Source organism: Sphingomonas sp. BL-S-30 (assembly GCF_055521475.1).
Window position 1 is genome coordinate 41,526 of the sequence record NZ_CM145481.1, and the last position, 22,381, is coordinate 63,906.

The 22,381-nt window shown below is 67.0% G+C and carries 12 protein-coding genes; 6 read left to right on the plus strand and 6 right to left on the minus strand.

The annotated features are described in order from the left end of the window. The first annotated feature begins 128 nt into the window (after positions 1-128). The 4 genes from ACZ1I5_RS00170 to ACZ1I5_RS00185 are packed head-to-tail and all read left to right on the plus strand — an operon-like array spanning position 129 to position 6,134. Positions 129-2,417: a TonB-dependent receptor gene (locus tag ACZ1I5_RS00170; RefSeq protein WP_465171725.1), complete on the plus strand. Its 2,289-nt coding sequence runs from the start codon at positions 129-131 to the stop codon at positions 2,415-2,417. Next, entirely contained in the window at positions 2,414-4,120 is a 1,707-nt protein-coding gene (locus tag ACZ1I5_RS00175; protein ID WP_465171726.1) for a carboxylesterase/lipase family protein, read from the plus strand. Before ACZ1I5_RS00170 ends, ACZ1I5_RS00175 begins: the two co-directional genes overlap by 4 nt. Then, positions 4,117-4,839, plus strand: coding sequence for a TetR/AcrR family transcriptional regulator (locus ACZ1I5_RS00180; RefSeq protein ID WP_465171727.1), 723 nt, complete (start codon positions 4,117-4,119; stop codon positions 4,837-4,839). The genes ACZ1I5_RS00175 and ACZ1I5_RS00180 overlap by 4 nt, the downstream gene beginning before the upstream one ends. Continuing rightward, positions 4,836-6,134: a glycoside hydrolase family 1 protein gene (locus tag ACZ1I5_RS00185; RefSeq protein WP_465171728.1), complete on the plus strand. Its 1,299-nt coding sequence runs from the start codon at positions 4,836-4,838 to the stop codon at positions 6,132-6,134. Before ACZ1I5_RS00180 ends, ACZ1I5_RS00185 begins: the two co-directional genes overlap by 4 nt. 12 nt (positions 6,135-6,146) lie before the next feature. Here the strand turns inward: ACZ1I5_RS00185 and ACZ1I5_RS00190 are convergent, their stop codons facing one another. From ACZ1I5_RS00190 to ACZ1I5_RS00215, 6 genes are all read right to left on the minus strand, one after another. Then, positions 6,147-7,343, minus strand: coding sequence for a serine hydrolase domain-containing protein (locus ACZ1I5_RS00190; RefSeq protein WP_465171729.1), 1,197 nt, complete (start codon positions 7,341-7,343; stop codon positions 6,147-6,149). Beyond that, entirely contained in the window at positions 7,340-9,577 is a 2,238-nt protein-coding gene (locus tag ACZ1I5_RS00195; protein WP_465171730.1) for a copper-transporting P-type ATPase, read from the minus strand. Before ACZ1I5_RS00195 ends, ACZ1I5_RS00190 begins: the two co-directional genes overlap by 4 nt. Before the next feature lie 458 nt (positions 9,578-10,035). Then, positions 10,036-11,787: a glycoside hydrolase family 43 protein gene (locus ACZ1I5_RS00200; protein ID WP_465171731.1), complete on the minus strand. Its 1,752-nt coding sequence runs from the start codon at positions 11,785-11,787 to the stop codon at positions 10,036-10,038. A gap of 74 nt (positions 11,788-11,861) precedes the next feature. Further along, positions 11,862-13,640, minus strand: coding sequence for an IlvD/Edd family dehydratase (locus ACZ1I5_RS00205; protein WP_465171732.1), 1,779 nt, complete (start codon positions 13,638-13,640; stop codon positions 11,862-11,864). A gap of 81 nt (positions 13,641-13,721) precedes the next feature. Beyond that, complete coding sequence (locus ACZ1I5_RS00210; RefSeq protein WP_465171733.1) at positions 13,722-14,801, minus strand: LacI family DNA-binding transcriptional regulator; 1,080 nt, start codon at positions 14,799-14,801, stop codon at positions 13,722-13,724. 474 nt (positions 14,802-15,275) lie between these two features. Beyond that, positions 15,276-17,423, minus strand: a complete 2,148-nt coding sequence (locus ACZ1I5_RS00215; protein WP_465171734.1) for an alpha-glucuronidase family glycosyl hydrolase — start codon at positions 17,421-17,423, stop codon at positions 15,276-15,278. A 157-nt stretch (positions 17,424-17,580) separates the two neighbouring features. Here ACZ1I5_RS00215 and ACZ1I5_RS00220 point away from each other — a divergent pair, with 157 nt between their 5' ends. Next, a complete protein-coding gene (locus tag ACZ1I5_RS00220) occupies positions 17,581-19,977 on the plus strand; it encodes a glycoside hydrolase family 3 N-terminal domain-containing protein (protein WP_465173865.1) in 2,397 nt (798 codons plus the stop codon). Next, positions 19,974-22,343: a glycoside hydrolase family 3 N-terminal domain-containing protein gene (locus tag ACZ1I5_RS00225; RefSeq protein WP_465171735.1), complete on the plus strand. Its 2,370-nt coding sequence runs from the start codon at positions 19,974-19,976 to the stop codon at positions 22,341-22,343. Before ACZ1I5_RS00220 ends, ACZ1I5_RS00225 begins: the two co-directional genes overlap by 4 nt. The last annotated feature ends 38 nt before the right edge of the window (positions 22,344-22,381 follow it).

Below are 22,381 nucleotides of genomic sequence, written 5' to 3' on the forward strand. Positions count from 1 at the left end.
TTGAAACGTCGGAGTAGTGTCAATACTGACTTACTCAACAGTCAGTATTGACATCGCCTCCCACAATGTCATGTTCCCCCCGTCCGCAGACCAGCGTCACCAAGACGCGGCAGCGACAAGGAGGGGACATGAACCGCTTTGCCTATACGTCGTCGCTGCTCGCGCTCATCGTCGCGGGTGCTCCCGCCGCAGCGCAGACCGGCGCCGCGCCTGATTCGACCAGCCAGGGCGCAGGCGCGGCCGATCCCAACGATATCGTCGTCACCGCCACGCGCCGCAACGAGCGGTTGCAGGACGTGCCGCTCAGCGTGACGGCGTTCTCGCAGGAAGAGCTGACTCAGAAGGGCATTGTCGGCTTCGAGGGTATCGCGCGCGAAACCCCGGGCGTCGTGCTCAACCAGGCGAGCGACAATAATGCGCGCTTCACCGCGCGCGGCATCTCCACCAATGGCTGGGGCGCCGGGCTGCAGACCACCACCACCATCTATCTCGACGAGCTGCCGCTCAGCACGATCGGCAACACGGTGACGCTCAGCCCCAATCTCTACGATATCGAGCGGGTCGAGTTCCTGCGCGGGCCGCAGGGCACCCTGTTCGGCTCGGGCTCGCTGTCGGGCGCGCTGCGTATCCTGACCAAGAGCCCCAACCTCACCAAATATGATGCGTCCGCCCTGGTCGATATCGGCCTCACGCCCGACGGCGGCGGCATCCGCCAGCGCTATAACGGCATGGTCAACGTGCCGCTGGTCGATGACAAGCTCGCGCTGCGCGTCGTCGGCTATTACCGGAACGAGGAGGGCTATGTCGACAATCTCGGGACGGGCGTGAAGAATGCCAACACGCTCAGGGACTGGGGCGGCCGCGCCACGTTGTTGTGGAAGCCGACCGACCGGCTGAGCATCAAGCTGCTCGGCTCCTATGAGAAGAGCGAGCCGCAGGATTCCGCGCTGACCTCGCCGTCGCTCGGCGACCGCAAGCGCTACAGCTCGATTCCCGATCGTTATACCTCGATCACGCAGGTCTATAACGGCACGATCGACTATCAGTTCGACGGCGCCCACCTGACCAGTTCCTCGACCTATTCGATCGCCGATGGCGATTTCGACGTCGATCTTGCCGGCACGTTCGCGACCGGGGTGCCCATTGCCCAGGCCATCCCCTTCTATCTCGACGACGATTATCGCCAGAAGACCTTCGTCCAGGAAACGCGCATCGCCTCCGATGCGGGCGGGAAATTCGACTGGGTGGTCGGCGGCTTCTACCTGCACCGCAATCTCGACCTGAACGGGCGAGACCTGTCGAGCGCGTCCTTCCTCGCCGCCCGCCGCATCACCGGCCTGCCCGGCACGACCTTCGCTTCTTTCGGCAGCGTCTCGCGCACCTATGAACTCGCCGGCTTCGGGGAGATCAGCTATCATCTGACGGACACGCTCACCGCGACCGGCGGCGCGCGCTATGGCAAATATGGCGGCACGGTCGATACCAAGCCCGGCTTCAACACCGCCTATTTCACCTATGCGCTGTTCGGCATCGCCGGGCCGCTCGCGCTGGTGCCGAATGGCGCCGCGACCGCACGCTATCCGTCGGCGAGCAAGGCGTCGTGGAAAGCGAGCCTCAGCTACAAGCCGTCCCGCAACCTGACGACCTACGCCACCGTCTCCACCGGTTATCGCACGCCGGTCTATAACGGGCGCGCGGGCAGCGTCAGCGCCGTCGATCGGACCGATCTCGTCATCCCGGCGGGGGCGGGTTCGGACAATCTCATCAATTACGAACTCGGCCTGAAGGGCCGCTTCCTCGGCGGCAAGCTGACCGCGAACCTCGCCGCTTATTATATCGACTGGCGCAACATCCAGGTTCAGGCCAATCGCCAGTCGGATTCGGTCCAGTTCGCCACCAATGTCGGGCGGGCGTCGAGCAAGGGCATCGAGGCGGAGATCACCGTCGCGCCGTTCAAGGGGCTGTTGTTCGGCCTGAACGGCTCGCTCAACGAAGCCAAGGTGACCGAGCTTTCAAAGCAGGAAGCAGCGATTTCGGGCGCGGTGAACGGTTCCCGCCTCGCCTCGCCGCACGTGCAGGGGTCGTTCTTCGGCGCCTATAATTACGACATGGGCAGCGGCGCCAGGGGCTTTACCAGCTTCCAGCTCCAGCATGTCGGGTCCTTCCCCAACGGCTTCCCCAACACGCCGGGCAAGCCGGGGGTGCTGAGCCCGCTCTACGACAATACCGACGCCTATACCTATCTCAACCTGCAGACCGGCATCACGCTCAAGGATCTGTCGGTGACCTTCTATATGGAGAATGTCGGGAACAGCCGCGCGACCACCTACATCCATCCCGAGGCGTTCGTGTACAGCCGCTACGCGATCGTCCGCCCGCGGACGTTCGGCGTGCGGATCGGCTATAATCTGTGGTGATCGCGAAAGGGCCGCTCCTGCGCTCGGCGGCGATCGCCTCGCTGTGCCTCGCCGTCACCGCCGCGGCGGGCGCGCCCGGCGATGCGGCACGGGTCGGCATTCGCCAGGGCATGCTCCAGGGCATGGCCGATCCCGCCGGGAAGGTGGTTGCCTTCAAGGGCATCCCCTATGCCAAGCCGCCGACGGGCGCGCTGCGCTGGCGACCGCCCGCTCCGGCGCCCGGCTGGCGGGGCGTCCGCGATGCGCGGTCGTTCGGCCATGCCTGTCTTCAGCCGCCACAGTCGCCGACCGGCCTCTATTCGGGCGGCATGGTCGCGACGAGCGAGGACTGTCTGACGCTCAACGTCTGGGCGCCGGCCGGTGCCCGCAAGCTGCCGGTGATGGTGTGGATTCATGGCGGGGCCTTGTCGGGGGGCAGCAGCTCCGAGCCGCTCTATGACGGCGCGAAACTGGCGCGGCAGGGCATCGTGCTTGTCTCGATCAACTATCGGCTCGGCCTGCTCGGCTATCTGGCGCATCCGGCGCTGAGCGCTGAATCGCCGCGGCACCTTTCCGGCAACTACGGCCTGCTCGACCAGATCGAGGCGCTGCGCTGGGTGCGGGCCAATATCGCCGCGTTCGGGGGCGATCCCGGCCGGGTCACCATCGCCGGAGAATCGGCCGGCGGCCTCAGCGCCATCGCCCTGCTGGCCAGCCCGGCGGCGCGGGGCCTGTTCGCCCGGGCGATCGTGCAGAGCGGCTATATGCCCTCCTATCGCGCGCTGCATGCGGAAACGCGCGGCCTGCCCTCCGCCGAGGCGGCGGGCACGGCGCTGGCCAAGGCCGCCGGGGCGTCGGATGCTGCGGCCCTTCGCGCGGCCGATCCCGCTGTCCTGTTCAAGGCCGGCCTCGCGACCGGCTGGCAACCCGAGCCGGTGATCGACGGCACCCTGCTGAAGCGCCAGCTCGCCGATACTTTCGCGCGCGGCGAACAGGCGAAGGTGCCCGTCCTCGCCGGCTTCAACGAAGGCGAGATCCGCTCGCTGCTCTTCCTGATGCCCAGGGCGCCCGACAGCCAGGCCGCCTATGTCGCCGATGTGCGGCGCCGTTTCGGTGCGGCGGCCGACGCTTATCTCGCCGTCTATCCCGGGGCCGATCCGAGGGCGGACGTGATGGCGTCGGTCCGCGACGGCCTGTACGGCTGGGCCGCCCAATATCTGGTGCGGCAACAGGCGGCGGCCGGGCAGCCCGCCTATCTCTATTTCTTCCGGCACAGCACCCCGGCACAACGCGCCCGCGATCTCGCTGCCTTCCATGCCAGCGAGCTGCCTTATATCTTCGGCCAGGTCGGTCCATCGGCCACGCTCGGCCCGAACTGGCCGCGCCCGCCGCTGACGGAGTCGGAGGCGCGCTTGTCGGATGCGATGATGCGCTATTGGGTCTCGTTCGTCCGTGCCGGCGTCCCGGCGGCGCCGGGTGCGGTGCCCTGGCCCCGCTACACCGCCCGCCGACCCTTCTATCTCGATATCGACGACCGTCCTTCCGCCGGGCGCCGCCTCCAGCCCGCGGCCTTTGCCTGGGCCGATGCGCTGGTCGCACGGCGGCTGCGGGAGGGGCGCGGCTGGCGGTACGATATCGGCTTCTCGGCCTTTCCGGCGCAGGCGGCGAGCCGGGGCGGCGGCGTTGACGCGCCTGCCGCACCCCGGCAACCAGAGTCGCGATGAGCAATACCGATCAAGCCATGCTGGAAGGCGAGCCGGCCCCGCGCGCGCGCAATCACAAGGCCCGCGTGCGCGAGGCGTCGATGGAGCGCATCCTCGACGCCGCCGAGCAGCTGTTCGCCGAATTCGGCTATCACGGCGTCACCCTGAAGGACGTCGCCGCGCGGGTCGGCGTCAGCTCGACGCTGATTCATTATCATTTCAACGGCAAGGAAAGCATCTACGAGGCGGTCTGGGCGCGCAAGGCGCCGATCTCGGCGCGCAACCGGCTCGAGGCGATGCGGCGCTATGCCGAGGAAATGGGCGACAAGGTCACGGTCGAGGGCGCGCTGCATGCCTGGATCGACGCCGACCTCAACGTCCAGATCGACGATGCGGAACAATGGATCGCCTTCGGCAAGATCGCCGCCCAGGCCAACAGCGCCACGGATTGGGGCGCGGGCAAGATGACCAAATATTTCAACCCCGTCGTCCTCGCGCTGATCGACCTGCTCAAGAAAGCGATGCCCGATTGCGACGAGGAAACGATCTTCTGGGGCTATCACTTCGTCTCGGGCGCGATGACGCACAACATGGCGCGCACCGGCCGGCTCGACCAGCTGTCGCACGGCCTGTGCTCGTCCAATGATTTCGAATCGATCAAGCGGCATATGGCGAAGTTCATGGCCGCGGGGTTCCATGCCATCTGCCAGAAGCCGGCAACCGGGAAAGGATCGGAATGACGACCAGGCGCGAGGTGCTGGCAGGGCTGGCGGCGGCCACGGCGGTCGGCGTCTCGCCGGCCCGCGCGGCGACGCTGCGCGCGATGCCGAAGGGGTTCCTCTGGGGCGCGGCGATCTCGGCGCACCAGAGCGAAGGCAATGACGTGAATTCCGACAGCTGGCTGCTCGAGAACCTGGCCGAGACGGTCTACAAGGATCCGTCCGGCGACGCCTGCGACAGCTATCACCGCTATGATCAGGATTTCGCGATCGCCCGGTCGATCGGGCTGAATTGCTACCGCTTCGGCGTGGAATGGGCGCGGATCGAGCCCGAAGCCGGGCATTTCTCCCAGGCCGAGCTGGATCATTATAGCAAGGTGCTCGCCTCGTGCCGCGCGCACGGCCTGTTGCCGATCGTCACCTATAATCATTTCACCGTGCCGCTCTGGTTCGCCAGACGCGGCGGATGGGAGGCGCCCGACAGCGCCGAGCTGTTCGCCCGTTTCTGCGAACGCACGACCCGCGCGCTGGGCGACCAGATCGGCATGGCGTCCCCGTTCAACGAAGCGAATATCCACCTGCTCGCCAAGCTGCTGCGCATGGGCGCCACACCCGAATACCGGGCGAAGCGCACCGCGATGATCGCCGCCGCCGCCCGTGCGACCAATTCCCCCGCCTTCTCCTCGATCCTGTTCGCTGACCCGGACCGGATCGACGCGCATCTGCTCGAGGCGCATGCCAAGGCCTATCAGGCGATCAAGGCCGGCCCCGGCGACTTCCCCGTCGGCGTCACGCTGTCGACTCAGGCGATCGAGCCGGTCGGCGAGAACAGCCTCGCCCCGCGCATCGAGGCGATGGTCTATGGCGACTGGTGGGATGCGGTGAACGCCAGCGATTTCGTCGGGGTGCAGACCTATACAAGGGTCCGGCTCGACGCGAAGGGCGTGGTGCCGCCACCGCCCGGCACGGAGATGACCGCGGCGGGCTATGAATATTATCCGCAGGCGCTCGGCCACACCATCCGCCTCGCCGCGCGCAAGACGAAGAAACCGATCTTCGTCACTGAAAGCGGCATCGCCACCGACGACGACACCCGCCGTATCGCCTGGCTCGACGACAGCCTCGCCGAGGTCCGGAAATGCCTCGACGAGGGCATCGACGTGAAAAGCTATATCTACTGGTCGCTGCTCGACAATTTCGAATGGACTCAGGGCTATGGCCAGCATTTCGGCATGGTCGCCGTCGACCGCCAGACCTTCGTGCGCACGCTGAAACCCAGCACGCGGCACTTTGCGAGCCTCATCCGCGGCCGGTAAGGGCCGCGCGCCTCATGCCAGCGATCGCAGCGCGTCGCGCAACGCCAGGTCGCGTGGATCGCCGGTCAGCGCGGTGCCCATCCGGTTGGTGACATAGGCATAGGCGATCCCGGTTCGCGGGTCGGCATAGCCGAGCGACCCGCCGGCCCCCGGCGCGCCGAACGCGCCTTCATGCCCGAACGGCCATTGCGGGCTCGGTTTCATGAAGCCGAGCGAGAATTGCGCCTCGCCGCGCATCACCTCGTCGTAGAAACCATGGGTCGGCGGGCGTGCCGGCGCCATCAGCAGGTCGATCGTCTCCTGCCGCAGCCCGAGATCCCCGTCGCGCGCGGCAAAGGCGCTATAGGCCCGCGCGATCCCGCGCGCCGAGCCCACGCCGCCGCCTGATGGAACCTCGAAATCGCGCGCATAGACATGCTCCGGATCATAGGACAGCGCCGTGCCCGGGTTCGTGATCATGGCACGGTGGAAGGGGGAACGCCGCCGTAGCAGGTCGATCTGGAGCCGGAGCGGGAGGGTGAGGAACATCGCCAGCATCCCCGGCGATTCGAGCGGCGCGAGCCGGGCATTGGGGATGTCCGGCGGAAGGCGAATATAGCAATCAAGCCCCAGCGGCGATGCGATCTCTTCCTGGAAGAACTGCCCCAGGCTGCGATGATGCGGATCGACGCGCCGCATGATCTCGCCTAGGTAAAAGCCCAGGCTGATGGCGTGATAGGCCTGCCGCGTGCCCGGTTCCCAGGCCGGTCGCTGCCGCTCCATGACGCCCGCCAGCCGGGCGGGATCGGCGATGACGGCATGGTCGACGGGCTCGTCGAATGCATGCAGCCCCGCCTGATGGGCGAGCAGTTGCCGGATCGTGACGCGCTCCTTGCCCGCCTGCGCGAACTCCGGCCAATAGGCGCACACCCGCTCGTCATAATCGAGCCAGCCGCGCGACTGGGCGAGCGCCGCCGTCATCGCCGCCAGGCCCTTGGTGGCGGAATGGACCAGCACCATCGTGTCGGACTGCCACGGCGTTCCGGTCGCGCGGTCGCGCACGCCGCCCCACAGGTCCACGACCTTTTCGCCGTGACGATAGACGCAGCATGCCCCGCCCAGTTCGCCGCGATGCGTGAAATTCTCGATGAACGCGCGCCGCACCGGCTCGAAGCCCGGCGCGACCTCGCCCCGGATCAGCGGCAGGCCCGATGCGTCACCGACGCTCACAGCGCGGCCCTCCTCAGGCGCAACGCGTTCGCGACGACGCTCACCGAGGACAGGGTCATCGCAGCGGCGGCGATGACCGGGGAAAGGAGGATGCCGAAAAACGGGTAGAGCAGCCCCGCCGCGACCGGGATGCCCGCCGCATTGTAGAAAAAGGCGAAGAACAGGTTCTGCCGGATGTTCGCCATCGTCGCCTCGCTCAGCCGGTGCGCGCGCACGATGCCCATCAGGTCGCCGCGCAGCAGCGTGACGCCGGCGCTCTCGATCGCGACGTCAGTGCCGGATCCCATCGCGATGCCGATATCGGCCGCGGCGAGCGCCGGGGCATCGTTCACCCCGTCACCAGCCATGGCCACGATCTTGCCCGCCTGTTTCAACCGCTCGACCACCGCGCTCTTGCCCTCGGGCAGGATGTCGGCTTCCACCTCGTCGATGCCGAGCCGGCGCGCGACGGCGTCGGCCGTGGTCCGATTGTCGCCGGTGAGCATGACGACGGCGATGCCCTTGCGGCGCAGCGCGGCGAGCGCGTCGGGCGTGGTCGCCTTGACCGGGTCGGCGATGGCGACGATCCCCGCCGCGACGCCCTCCACCGCGATGAAGATCGCGGTCGCCCCGTCGCGGCGCAGCAGATCGGCCTGCCCGTCCAGCGCGGCGGTGGCGATCCCGCCTTCCGCCATGAAGCGGCCATTGCCCAGGGTGATCGCCTGGCCGTCCACCATGCCGGTCGCGCCCCGGCCGGTCGGCGAATCGAAGGCGCTGACCGCCGGAATGGCCAGCCCCTCCGCCTCGGCCGCGGCGACGATCGCCAGCGCGAGCGGATGTTCGGAGGCGCGTTCGACCCCTGCCGCCAATCGCAACAGGGTGCGCTCGTCATATCCCGCGCCGGCGACGATCCGGATGACCTTCGGCTTGCCTTCAGTGAGCGTTCCCGTCTTGTCGACAACGAGCGTGTCGATCTTTTCGAGCCGCTCCAGCGCCTCGGCATTCTTGATCAGCACGCCCAGCTCGGCGCTGCGCCCGACGCCCACCAGGATCGACAATGGCGTCGCCAGGCCGAGCGCGCAGGGGCAGGCGATGATCAGCACTGCGACGGCAGCGACCAGGCCGTACGACGCGCCCGGTGCCGGGCCCCAGATCGTCCAGGCGGCGAAGGTGAGCAGGGCGATGCCGAGCACGGCTGGCACGAACCATCCGGCGACCCGGTCGGCGAGACGCTGGATCGGTGCGCGCGACCGCTGCGCCTGCGCGACCATCGCGACGATGCGCGCCAGCATCGTATCTCGGCCGATCTTTTGCGCGCGCACGATCAGCGCGCCGCTCTGGTTGAGCGTACCGCCGATCGCCTGGTCCCCCGGCGCCTTGGCGACCGGCATCGATTCGCCGGTGAGCATCGATTCGTCCACGGCCGATCGGCCTTCCTCGACGATCGCATCGACCGGCACCTTTTCGCCCGGGCGCACCCGCAGCCTGTCTCCCACCGCGATCAGCTCGATCGCGACTTCCTCCTCGCTGCCGTCCGCCCTCAACCGCCGCGCGGTCCTCGGGGCCAGGTCGAGCAGCGCCCGGATCGCATCCGAGGTGGAGGCGCGCGCCCTCAGTTCGAGCATCTGGCCGAGCAGCACCAGCACGGTGATGACCGCCGCCGCCTCGAAATAGACCGGGACCGATCCGTCCATGCCGAGGAAGGCGGGCGGAAAGATTGCCGGCGTCATCAGGGCCACGACGCTATAGCTCCAGGCGACCCCGGTCCCCATCGCGATCAGCGTGAACATGTTGAGGTTGCGCGTGCGCAGCGACGTCCAGGCGCGGGCGAAGAAGGGCCAGCCTGCCCACCACACCACCGGCGTCGCCAGGGCGAACTGGATCCAGCCCGAAACTCTTGGCGGAACCAGGTGATGAAGCGAAGGCACCAGATGCCCACCCATTTCCAGCAGGAACACCGGCAGCGCAAGCGCGAGGCCGATCAAGAAGCGGCGCGTCATGTCGATCATCTCGGCGTTGGGCCCGGCCTCGACGCTTGCCACCAGCGGCTCCAGCGCCATGCCGCAGATCGGGCAGGCGCCGGGGCGATCCCGGCGGATTTCCGGGTGCATCGGGCAGGTCCAGATCGTCCCCGGCGGCGCCTCGGCCGCGTGCCGGCCCTCGCCGGGGGCGGGCGAAGCATGGGAGTGCGGGCTATCGTGCGAAGCGATCACGGCGTTTCTCCAGCCGGCACGCCGCAAACGTTGCGATCTCATCCGGCGGCCCCTGCTTTCATCGGCCATCACGAACCGCGCAATGCGGGAACACCCTTATTGCGGCGATTCACTGATCTTCATCGTCGGAATATCATGCTCGGCCCGGCGGTCAGTGCCGGCGAAGGCGAAAGGCCTCGGGCGTGCCAATACAGATTTCATGCGGCAACTATTCGCGATTAACGCCGATACAGGAACTGACGGGGGTCGCGAAATTCGGCAAGTCCCCGCTCAATTGGCGTCGCGCGTCTGTTCGTCGGCGCGTTCCTGGCGTTCCAACATTTATACTGGCCGATACTGCGAACCCCGTGCAGGCCCGTAATAGGGCTCGATTCCGGCCCCTTCGCAGGTGGGTCGCGAAAATCGGCGAATACTGGGCGTTTCGCGGCAGCTTCCAACAGGAATATTCTACGGGGCAGCGCGGAGAAACGGGACAGTCCGGTGTCCCATATCTCCCCGCGCTAATCGCCCGCCCGCGCGAACGGGCCGACCATCGCACCGATAAAGCCGCCCGCTATCTTCGTGCTCAGGATCGTCGCGTCCTGGTCCTTCGCCAGCATGTGCCAGCGCCCGTCGGCGCCCGCGTAGAGGAAGTCGCACCGATCGCCGCGCAGCACGATGCGCAGCCGCACGCTCGTGCCGGCATAAGGCGCCGACGCGACCGCGACACCGTCCGCCGGGTCCTTCGGGCCGCTGCGCTTCTCGACCGTGATCGCCGTCCCGTTCAGCGTCAGCGCGTAGAAATAGGCAGTGTCCTGCACCACGGCGATCCCCGCCCGGTCGCCCTCACGCTTCGGCGTAAAAGCGACCGACGTTTCCGCTGTCGCCCAGCCATGCTGCAAACGCCGTCCGAGAAAGGCAGTCTGGCCCATACCGCCCAGCGCCACCGGACGCGCATCGATCGCCAGCGCCCCGCCGGACAGCCGGCGCCAGCCGGTATCGGTCGCCCGGATCTGCACCCAATAAGGCGCGAGTTTCGTGCCGGCGAACTCGTCGCGCACATGGAAGGCGCCGCTGTTGGGTATCGGTGCTGCCTTGCCCCGCGCCAGCCCAGGTCGCGCATGGACATAGGGCACGGCCGCGCCGGGCGCGGTCACCTCGGGCCAGCCGTTCCGCCAGCGCACCGGCAGCAGGAAGGTCTCGCGGCCCGTATTGTAGAAATCGCCCTTGTACGGCCGCGTACCGAGGAACACGCTCCACCAGTCGCCCTTCGGCGTCGTCACGAAATCGGCATGGCCGGTCGAGGTGATCGGGAAAGGCCGTGCCGGATCGAGCGTGCGCTGAGTCAGGATCGGGTTCACCGGCCCGGGCTCATAGGGGCCGGTGACCGATTTGCTGCGAAACACCACTTCGCTGTGGTTCTCCGCGGTGCCGCCCTCGGCCGCGATCAGATAATACCACCCGTCCTTGCGGAACAGGTGCGGCCCTTCGATCCAGATCGGCTTGTCCGCCGGCCTGACGCCGCCGTCCACGATGACCGTGCGGGGGCCAAACGGCTTCAGGGTCGTCGCATCGATGCGCTGGATCCAGATCGCCCGGTGGCCGTCATAGCGCGGCTTGCCCTCCGGCACGCCGTTGTTGAGGATCCAGGCCGATCCGTCGGTGTCGAAGAACAGCGAGGGGTCGATGCCCTCGATCGCGTTCCAGTGCGGGTCGCTCCAGGGGCCGGCGGCGCTCTTCGCGGTCATCACGAAATTGCCGCCGCAATCGACACAGGTCCCGGCCATGTAGAAAATGCCGGCGCGGTAGGTGAGGTCGGGCGCATAGATGCCGCGCGACGTGCCGAGCTGCTCGAAATCGACCTGGCCCGGCCGGTCGATCGCGTTGCCGATCTGAGTCCAGTTCACCAGGTCACGGCTGTGAAATACCGGCAGGCCGGGGAAATAGGTGAAGGTCGAATTGACGAGGTAATATTCCTGCCCGACCCGCAAGATCGACGGATCGGGATAGAATCCCTGCAGGATCGGGTTGCGATAGTCGTTCGGCCCGGCCTTCATCGTCCGGTCGACCGGGTCTTCGCCCTTGTAATCGAACCAGGCGAAACGGGCGACAGGGGCCGCCGGCGCGACCGCGCCCATCAGCGGCACTGCCAGCAGAGCGGTGATCGCGACCCACAGACCCTTGGTGATCGTTTCGCTCCACCCCTTCCTTCCCCGGCGAAGGCCGGGGCCCAGTTGGGGACGGCCCGTGGCGGAAGCTGCGCTTCGTTGCATCGACCTGTCCAACTGGACCCCGGCCTTCGCCGGGGAAGCGAGGTTGGTTCGACCGGCAGGATGCCCCATACGCCTCAATGGTTATGCCGCGGCGTCTTCGCGGCAATGCCGCGATATTTGACCGCCATCTCCAGCACCGCGCCATCCTCGAGCTGTCCGGTCTTCTCACGGTACAGTTCTTCCCAGGGCGTATTGCTCGACGGGAAGGCCGGGGCGGGGCCGCCCTTGCGCCGCGCGATCTCGGCTTCGTCGACCAGCACGTCGCAGCGCCCGGTGTTGAGGTCGATGCGGATCACGTCGCCGGTGTGCAGCCAGGCGAGCCCGCCGCCGACCGCGCTCTCGGGCGAGGCGTTGAGGATCGAGGGGCTGTCCGACGTGCCCGACTGGCGCCCGTCGCCGAGTGTCGGCAGCCACGCGATGCCGCGCTGGATCAGCGCGTCTGGCGGCTGCATGTTGACGACCTCGGCGGAGCCCGGCCAGCCGATCGGGCCGGCGCCGCGAATGACGAGGATGCAATTCTCGTCGATCTCCAGCGCGGGGTCGTTGATCCGGTGATGATAATCGTCCGACCCGTCGAACACGATCGCACGGCCTTCGAACACGCCTTCCTTGCCGGGGTGGCTGAGATAGCGGTTGCGGAATTCCTCGGAGATCACGCTGGTCTTCATGATCGCGAAGTCGAACAGGTTGCCCGAGAAAGCGAGGAACCCGGCCTTCTCCTTCAGCGGCTCGGCGAAGCGGCGGATCACCTCGCGGTCGCGCGACTCGCGGCCGGCGATATTCTCGCCGATGCTGCGCCCGGTCACGGTCAGGCAGCCGCCATCGAGCACGCCGCCCTCAGCCAGTTCGTGCAGGATCGCGGGCACGCCGCCGGCGCGGTGGAACCGTTCGCCGAGGAAGCGCCCGGCCGGCTGCACATCGGCGAGCAGCGGCAGGTCATAACCATGTTCGGTCCAGTCCGACGGATGCAGCTCGACCCCGGCATGGCGCGCCATCGCCATCAGATGCGGCTGCGCATTGGAGGAGCCGCCGATCACCGTGATGGTACGGATCGCGTTGAGGAACGCCTCGCGCGTCAGAATCTTCGACGGCCGCAAATCCTCATAGGCCATGTCGACGATGCGCCGGCCGGTCTCATAGGCGATCTGCCCGCGTTCGCGGTACGGCGCGGGGATGGCAGCGCAACCGGGCAGCGACAGGCCGAGCGCTTCGGCGACTGCGTTCATCGTCGAGGCGGTGCCCATCGTGTTGCAATGCCCGGCCGAGGGCGCGCTGTCGGTCGCGCGGCGGAGGAACTCCTCCTCGTCGATCTCGCCGGCGGCAAGCTTGCGGCGCGACCGCCAGATGACCGTGCCCGATCCGACCAGTTCGCCCTCGTGCCAGCCGTCGAGCATCGGCCCGCCGGAGAGCACGATCGCCGGGATATCGACGGTCGAGGCCGCCATGATGCCGGATGGCGTGGTCTTGTCGCAGCCGGTGGTGATGACCACGGCGTCGATCGGATAGCCGTACAGAATCTCGACCAGGCCGAGATAGGCGAGGTTGCGGTCGAGCGCCGCGGTCGGGCGGCGGCAATTCTCGAAGATCGGATGCGTCGGGAATTCCATCGGAATGCCCCCCGCATCGCGAATGCCCTCGCGGGTGCGCCGCGCGAGATCGACGTGGATGCGGTTGCACGGCGACAGGTCGCTGCCGGTCTGGGCGATGCCGATGATCGGCCGGCCGCTGCGCAGCTCGGCGGCGGTAATGCCGTAATTCATGAACCGCTCGAGATAGAGCGCGGTCATGTCCGAGCGCTCCGGATCGGCGAACCAGTCCCGCGAACGGAATGGCTTTACGGGTTCACGCTGCACTATGGCCTCTCCTGGTCGTCTCGAATGGTACCGCTAACGCAAAGATCCGTTACGCTCAACGACGGTCGCGCGCAAACCTCGTCAGGACGGTCGCGCCGACGTCACCGAAGGGCGGCGGCGCGGCGCGGCATCGGACTGGCGGCGCACCAGCTGGAAGTCGAGCTGGCGGTGCTGCGACGGGTCGCGGTGTCCGGCGCGGCGGCTGCGGATTTCCTTCACCAGCAGCTCGACCGCAGCAAGCGACATGTCGGTGATCGGCTGGTGAATCGTTGTCAATTCCGGCCAGATCGTCGTGGCCAGCGCGGTATCGTCGAAGCCGCACACGGTGAGGTCGTTGGGTACGTCAAGCCCGTGACGATGCGCGACCGCGACGGTCGCCGCGGCCATGTCGTCATTGCTGGCGAAGATCGCCGAGGGCGGGTTGGGCGTATCGATCAGATGCTCGGCGGCGTCCAGGCCGGAGCGATAGGTGAAGAGGCCCTGGACGACGAGCTTCTCGTCATAGGGCAGGCCGACCGCTTCGAGCGCGTCGCGATAGCCGGCGAGGCGGCGTTCGCTCGCGGTCTGGTCGGGGTTGCCGATGATGAAGCCGATGCGCTGATGGCCGAGCGCGGCGATGTGGCGCGTCATCGCGAAGGCGGCGCGGTGATCGTCGATGCTGACGGCGGAGAAGCCCAGGGCGGGGTGGCCGCTGGCGACCGTCACCGCCAAGCCGTTCGCCTGGCGCAATACCTCGAGCAGCGGCAGGGAATCGCACAGCGGCGGGGGCAGCACGATTCCCTCGATCCCGCTACGCAGCAGGCGCGCCGCCGCTTCCTCGGCCTGTTCCAGCCCGTCGCATTTCTCCACCACGATCTGGATGTTGGCGCGGCTGGCATAATCGAGGCTGCCCACCAGGAACTCGCTGAGATAGGCGGCGCTGGGGTTGCTGTAGAGCAGCCCGATCCGCACCGGCGCCGCGCCGGCGAGGCTGCGCGCGGCCGGGTTGGGCGAGTAATTGAGCGCGGCGATCGCGGCATTGACCACCTCGCGCGTGGTGGCGCGGACATTGCCTTCGCCGTTCAGCACCCGCGACACCGTCATGGGGGAGACGCCGGCCTTGCGCGCCACATCGGTGATGGTGGCGGTGGTGCGTTGCCGACGGGACGTTTGTTGGCTCAAAGCGTGATGCTCCTCGGCACGGTGGCTATAATGTTGCGGCATGCGCTGCAATGTGAACGTTATATTCGGTGGTGGGGGATAAAAAGAGGGGCGGCCGGATATGCGCCGGCCGCCCTAGGGGAGATCATCCGGCATGGGCAGCGAGGAGCGCCCATGCCGGGACTGGATGGCGGCGTGCGACCACAGCCGCCGCCATCCGGATCAGCAGCGGCCGTGCGGGCCGAAAAACCATGTTTGCAAAGCTGCGGCGTGCGTCGCGACCGCGCGGGCTGCGCCGGCGGATCGGTCGAATGCGCGTTGGTGAAGCAGCTCCCTCATCATCCTGTCCCTTCAGTGCGGGCCTCTTCGTGCCCGTTCCACGCTCCGTGCCATCTGGCATGGTAGCGATCACATGCAGAGCTATTCCTATGTTGGAGAAGTGTCAATCCTCCCGCGCCGGCCTCATCCTTCCTTCATTTCCCGATCTGTTAGCGCTCATCTTCCGGGCTCGTACGGCCAGGAGATCGCTTCATAGTCGGCGAGCGGCCTTGCCGGTGGCGCCTCGCCCGCCGGGAGCGGCCGGCCCGATGCGCTGGTCCAGTAAGCGAGGCTCGCGTCGCGCCACCATTGCGCCTCGCGCTGCTGGATCGACAGGAAGCCGTCGGTCTTCGCGAAGCGCTCCCGGTCGATATAGGGAGCAAGCGCCGACCACGCTTCGTGCATGTCGGCCACCTCGCGCACGCCCAGCGAATATTTGCCGGCAAGCTCCTCCCACAAGGTCTTGCCGGACTTCATGCGATAGTCCCAGCCGACATGGTGGAACCACAACAGGTCCTGCTCGGGCGTGGTCTTCACATCGCCGAACTGCCTGGCGAGCACCGGGGCATATTGCGCGACGGCATTGCTGCCCGTCTTGGTCCGGTCATAACCGATGCCGGTCGCATCGGCCTTGTGATAATAGACCGGGTTCCATTCGGGCCGGGCGAGATCCTTCACCCAGGGGCCGGGGCCGTAATGATGGCTGGTCGCCATCAGATGGGCGAGGCCGAGCGGCGTCATATAGTTCACCACGGCCTCGCGCGAGGTCATCATGATGTCGACGACTCTGGGCGTGACCGCCAGGTTCGGGCCGAAGGTCAGCTCGGACCATTCGCCCGCGACCTGCTTCGCTGAAGCCTGCGGGTCCCAGGCCATGCGGCCGAAGACGAACCAGTTGGCCTGGTTGAAGGTCGATCCGCTCCAGTCGCGGTCGACGCCGATATTGGCGACGCCCGCCATGCCGGTCAGCTTGTACTGGTCGAGATCGCCCTCGATCACCCTGGCGACGGTCGATCCCTTGCCATGGCCGAAGGTGTCGGCCTGCAGCACTTCTTCGTAGAGCGGTCCGAGATAGACGAGGTGAGTCGCCATCCCGAGATATTCCTTGGTGATCTGGAATTCCATCATCAGCGGCGTCTTCGGCATGGCGCCGAACAGCGGATGGAAAGGCTCGCGCGGCTGGAAGTCGATCGCGCCGTTCTTCACCTGGACGATGACATTGTCCGCGAACTGGCCGTCGAGTGGCTTGAAATCGTCATAGGCCTGTTTGGCGCGGTCCTCGGGGTTCTCGTGCTGATAGACAAAGGCACGCCACATGATGATGCCGCCATGCGGGCGCACCGCGGCGGCGAGCATGTTGGCGCCTTCTGCATGGTTGCGCTTGTAATCCTGCGGGCCGGGCTGGCCTTCCGAATTGGCCTTGACCAGGAAGCCGCCGAAATCCGGGATCGCCTTGTAGATCTCGTCGGCCTTGGCCTTCCACCAGGCAGCGACCTGTGGGTCGAGCGGGTCGGCGGTCTTCAATCCGCCGATCTCGATCGGGGAGGACCAGCGCGCCGAGAGATAGACCTTGATGCCATAGGGCCGGAACACATCCGCCAACGCCGCCGCCTTGGCGATATAGGGCGCGGTCAGGCTGTCGGCCTTGGCGTTCACGTTGTTGAGCACGGTGCCGTTGATGCCGATCGACGCATTGGCGCGCGCATAATCGGTGTAGCGCGGGTCCCTGAAGTCGGGGAGCTTCCACCAGTCCCAGATCGACTGGCCGGCATAGCCGCGCTCGACCGTGCGATCGAGATTGTCCCAATGGTTGAGCAGCCGCAGCTTGAGCTTCGGCGTGGAGGCGATGTCGAGCGCGTCGAGCGGCAGGCCGCGCTGCAGATGCTGGATCAGCGCGAAGCTGCCATAGAGCACGCCCACGCCGCTATTCGCTGCGACGACCGTGACCTTCTTGCCGTCGACCGCAAGGCTGCGGATCAGATAACCTTCGCTGCCGAGCTTGCCGAGCGGGAGGTTGAGCGCCTGGATGCGGGGCTCGCCGGCAGTGCCGAGCAGGATCGCACCGGGCTGGATGGCGCCGGCCAGCGGTTTCGCGCCGAGCAGGCCCGACAGCGCGCGGTCGAGTTCTTCCGCCGCCTTGAGGATCGAAGGATCGTTGCGCTCGAACACCAGGGCCGTCGCCTGGGCCCGGTCGCGGGCCTGAATATCGGTGGGCAGCGGTCGGTAGCGAAGCCAGAGATCATAGCCGTCCTCGGCCTGCGCGATGCCGGGCAGCGCGCCCAGCGTCAGAAACAATGCCGCGCACCAGGCAATCAACCGACCCATGTCATTCCTCTCCAAACGCACGCGCCACGGCCCTTTGCTTGGCCATCGGCGATTGACAGTCTTTGCCTGACTTAGCATGGTAGCGCTATCAGAAAAAGGCGCTGACGTGGGTGTTGGCCGACGAATCAGCGCCACCGAGGGGGTAGCCGAAATGCCGATGGTAGCGCCGCGTACTCTTCATCGTTCGCTGGCGATTCTGCTCGCCTGCGCCGCGCCGATCGCGCTTGCCGGCGCTGCGCCGCCGCCCGCGCCCGTTGCGGAGGCCAGCCCGCTCTACAAGGATGCCGCCGCACCCATTGCTGCACGCGTCGACGATCTGCTCAAGCGCATGACGCTCGAGGAAAAGGTCGGCCAGCTGCTGACGGTGTGGGGCGCCAAGGCGCAGATGCTCGATGCGAGGAAGCGGATCGATCCGGCCAAGGTCGCCGCGCTCTTCCCCAATGGGTTCGGCGGGTTCGCCCGTCCGTCCGATACGCTCGGCGCCGGCTCGCCGCGCGTGACGCCCGGTCACGACGTGAAGGGCACGATCGATGTGGTCAACACGCTGCAACGTTACGCGCTGACGAAGACGCGGCTCGGCATCCCGATCCTGTTCCATGAGGAAGGGCTGCACGGCTATGCTGCGCGGGATGCGACCAGCTTCCCGGTGCCGATCGGCCTGGCCTCGAGCTGGGATCCCGACATGATCCGCCAGATCAACACGATCACCGCGCGCGAGATCGCGGCGCGCGGCGTGACCCTGGCGCTGTCGCCGGTGGTGGATGTCGCGCGCGACCCGCGCTGGGGGCGGATCGAGGAGACGTTCGGCGAGGATCCCTATCTCGTCGGCGAAATGGGCGTCGCGGCGGTGCAGGGCCTGCAGGGCGCGGACAAGGCGGAGAAGCTCGCACCGGGCAAGGTGTTCGCCACGCTCAAGCATCTGACTGGCCACGGCCAGCCCGAGAGCGGCACCAATATCGGACCCGCGCAAATCTCCGAACGCGAGCTGCGGGAGAATTTCTTTCCACCCTTCGAACAGGCAATCACCCGCGCCGCGCCGGGCGCGGTGATGCCCAGCTATAACGAGATCGACGGCACGCCGAGCCATGCGAGCAAATGGCTGCTCGGCGATGTGCTGCGCGGCGAATGGGGTTTCACCGGCGCGATCACCAGCGATTATGATGCGATCGATCAGCTGCGCTCGATCCACCATATCGCAGCCGACCGGACCGAGGCGGCACTGCTGGCGATCAACGCCGGCGTCGATTCCGATCTGCCCGAGGGTGACAGCTACAAGACGCTGGTCGACTCGGTTCGCGCGGGCAAGGTCTCGGAGGCCGTGATCGACTCTGCCGTGCGCAAAATGCTGGAGATCAAGTTCCGCGCCGGGCTGTTCGAGCATCCCTATGCCGATGTCGCGGCCGCGGTGAAGATCACCAACAATGCCGAGGCACGCGCGCTGGCGCGGACCGCGGCGGCGCGGTCGATGATACTGCTCAAGAATGACGGCACGCTGCCGCTCGCCATGCCGACGGGTGCGGCAAAGCCGACCATCGCGGTGATCGGTCCGAGCGCGGCGGTGGCGCGGCTCGGCGGCTATTACGGCCAGCCGCCGGTGACGGTCTCGATCCTCGACGGGATCAGGGCAAAGCTCGGCGCGCGCGCCAATGTCGTCACGTCGGGAGGCGTGAAGATCACCGAGAATGACGATTGGTGGGAGGACAAGGTCACCCTCGCCGACCCGGTCGAGAATGCGAAGCGTATCGCCGCGGCGGTCGCGCTCGCGAAGGGCGCCGACACCATCGTGCTCGCGATCGGCGACACCGAGCAGACCAGCCGCGAAGGCTGGGCCAACAACCATCTCGGTGACCGGTCGAGCCTCGACCTGGTCGGCCAGCAACAGGATTTGTTCGATGCGCTGAAGGCGCTGGGCAAGCCGATCGTCGTCGTGATGATCAACGGCCGGCCGCTCGCCATCAACAAGGTCGCGGCTGAAGCCAATGCCGTGATCGAGGGCTGGTATCTCGGCGAGCAGGGCGGCAACGCGGTCGCCGACGCGCTGTTCGGCGACGTCAATCCGGGCGGCAAGCTGCCGGTGACGATCGCGCGCTCGGTCGGGCAGCTGCCGATGTTCTACAACTACAAGCCATCGGCGCATCGCGGCTATCTGTTCAGCGAGGCGACGCCGCTTTTCCCGTTCGGCTATGGGCTCAGCTACACCAGCTTCACGGTCGGCGCGCCGCAGCTTTCGGCGACGACGATCCGTCCCGACGGTCAGGTCGAGGTGAAGGTCGATGTCGCCAATACCGGCAAACGCGCGGGTGACGAGGTCGTGCAGGTCTATGTCCGCGACATGGTCAGTTCGGTGACTCGGCCGGTAAAGGAGCTGAAGGCGTTCCGCCGCGTCACACTCCAGCCGGGCGAGACGAAGACCTTGAGCTTCACGCTCGATCGCCGCGCCTTCCAGATGTGGAACCTCGAGATGAAGCGCGTGGTCGAGCCCGGCCAGTTCGAGATCATGGCTGGGGCGAATTCGGTCGATCTGAAATCCGCTACCCTGACGGTCGCGCCATGATCGGCCGGCGCCAGCTCCTGGTCTGGCTGTCCTCGGCCAGCGTCGCTGCGCTGACGCCGGGGGTCGCCTTCGCGCGCGGCAAAGCGCCGCTCTACAAGGACGCGCGCGCGCCGATCGCTGACCGGGTCAAGGACCTGCTCGGGCGGATGACGCTCGAAGAGAAGATCGCGCAGACCATCGCGCTCTGGGCGACCAAGGCCGAGATCATGGACGGCCTGACCTTCGACCCGGCCAAGGCGAGCACGGCCTATCCCAACGGGATCGGCCAGATCAGCCGCCCGTCGGACAAGCGCGGCGGGCCCGGCATTGTCAATACCGAAGGCGGCACCGGCGCGCGCTGGCGAACGCCGGCGGACAATATCGCGTTCAACAATGCTGCGCAGCATTGGGCGCTGGAAAAGACGCGCCTCGGCATTCCGGTGTTGTTCCATGAGGAAGCGCTGCACGGCTTCATGGCGACCGAGGCGACCAGCTTTCCCCAGGCGATCGCGCTGGCGGGCAGCTTCGACACCAGCCTGGTCCGCCGCGTCAATGCGGTGATCGCCCGCGAGGCGCGGGCGCGCGGCGTGCCCTATGTGCTGTCGCCGGTGGTCGATATCGCGCGCGATCCGCGCTGGGGCCGGATCGAGGAGACCTTCGGCGAGGATCCTTATCTCTGCGGCGAGATGGGCGTCGCGGCGGTCGAGGGGCTGCAGGGCGTCGACAAGGGCGAACGGCTGGCGAAGGACAAGGTGTTCGCCACGCTCAAGCACATGACCGGGCACGGTCAGCCGCAATCGGGCACCAATGTCGGCCCCGCCCAGATCTCGCAGCGCGAGCTGCGCGAGAATTTCTTCCCGCCCTTCCGTGAAGTGGTGGAGCGCACCGCGATCGGTGCGGTGATGCCGTCCTATAACGAGATCGACGGCGTACCAAGCCATGCCAATCACTGGCTGCTGCAGGATGTGCTGCGCGGCGAATGGGGTTTCGACGGCGTCGTCGCGAGCGACTATGGCGCGGTCGAGGAGCTCGATCGCATCCACCATGTCGCGGCCGACAAGGCCGACGCCGCTCGGCGCGCGTTGGCCGCCGGGGTGGATTGCGAACTGCCCGACGGCATCGCCTATCGCCTGCTGGTCGATGAGGTTCGCGCCGGCCGGGTGAGCGAAGCGGCGATCGATACCGCAGTGGCGCGCATGCTGACGTTGAAGTTCCGCGCCGGGCTGTTCGAAAACCCCTATGGAGACGTCACGCTAGCGGCGCAGATCACCGGCAATGCCGAAGCCCGGGCGCTGGCGCTGGAAGCGGCGCGCAAGAGCATCTGCCTGCTCAAGAATGACGGCATTCTCCCGCTCAAGGCCGGCGCGCAGAAGATCGCGGTGATCGGCCCCAATGCCGCCCCGGCGCGGCTCGGCGGTTATTCGAGCGTGCCCAAGCAGAAGATCGGCCTGCTCGACGGCATCAAGGCCAGGCTCGGCGGCGAGGTGATCCACGCCCGGGGCGTCGCCATCACCACCAGCGAGAACCCGACCGACAATGAGGTAATCCTCGCCGATCCCGCGGAGAACCGCGCGATGATCGCCGAAGCGGTCGAGACGGCGAGGGCAGCCGATGTGATCATATTGGCGGTCGGCGACAATGAGCTGACCAGCCGGGAGGGTTTCGCGAAGAACCATCTCGGCGACCGGACCGGCGTCGATCTGCTCGGCGAGCAGAATGCCCTGTTCGAGGCGCTGCACGCACTGGGCAAGCCGGTCGTGGTCGTCGCGATCCATGGCCGGCCGGCGAGCTGGCCGACCGTCGCGGCCAAGGCCAACGCGATCCTCGATTGCTGGTATGTCGGGCAGGAAGGCGGCACCGCCATGGCCGAGGCGCTGTTCGGCGACGTGAATCCGGGCGCCAAGCTGCCCGTCACGGTGATCCGTGACGCAGGCCAGATCCCGTTCTTCTACAACCACAAGCCGAGCGCGCGGCGTGGCTATCTGTTTGACGATGCCGCACCGCTTTTCCCCTTCGGGCACGGCCTCAGCTACACCAGCTTCACTATCGGCGCGCCGACGCTGTCCGCGACCACCATCGCACCGGACGGCAACGTCACCGTCTCGGTCGAGGTCGCCAATAGCGGCGCGCTCTCAGGGGATGAGGTGGTGCAGGTCTATATCCGCCATCTCGATGCCTCGGTCACGCAACCGGTGATGGCCTTGAAGGGCTTCGATCGGGTAACGCTCGCGCCGGGCGAACGGAAGACGGTCCGCTTCATGCTCGGGCCCAAGGCTTTTCGCATCTGGAACGTCGCGATGAAGGAAGTCGTAGAGGGGGGTCGGGTGGAAATCATGGCGGGGAACAGCTCCGCCAATGTCAAAAGCACGACACTGGTAATAGCATGATGCCCTCTCTCCCGAACGGGGCAGGGTGTATCGTCACT

Excerpts from the sequence above, each read along its gene's own strand:
- ACZ1I5_RS00195 (WP_465171730.1), bottom strand. The coding sequence starts at position 9,577 with ATGAGATCGCAACGTTTGCGGCGTGCCGGCTGGAGAAACGCCGTGATC.
- ACZ1I5_RS00225 (WP_465171735.1), top strand. The coding sequence starts at position 19,974 with ATGATCGGCCGGCGCCAGCTCCTGGTCTGGCTGTCCTCGGCCAGCGTC.
- ACZ1I5_RS00200 (WP_465171731.1), bottom strand. The coding sequence starts at position 11,787 with ATGCAACGAAGCGCAGCTTCCGCCACGGGCCGTCCCCAACTGGGCCCC.
- ACZ1I5_RS00215 (WP_465171734.1), bottom strand. The coding sequence starts at position 17,423 with ATGGGTCGGTTGATTGCCTGGTGCGCGGCATTGTTTCTGACGCTGGGC.
- ACZ1I5_RS00220 (WP_465173865.1), top strand. The coding sequence starts at position 17,581 with ATGGTAGCGCCGCGTACTCTTCATCGTTCGCTGGCGATTCTGCTCGCC.
- ACZ1I5_RS00180 (WP_465171727.1), top strand. The coding sequence starts at position 4,117 with ATGAGCAATACCGATCAAGCCATGCTGGAAGGCGAGCCGGCCCCGCGC.
- ACZ1I5_RS00170 (WP_465171725.1), top strand. The coding sequence starts at position 129 with ATGAACCGCTTTGCCTATACGTCGTCGCTGCTCGCGCTCATCGTCGCG.
- ACZ1I5_RS00185 (WP_465171728.1), top strand. The coding sequence starts at position 4,836 with ATGACGACCAGGCGCGAGGTGCTGGCAGGGCTGGCGGCGGCCACGGCG.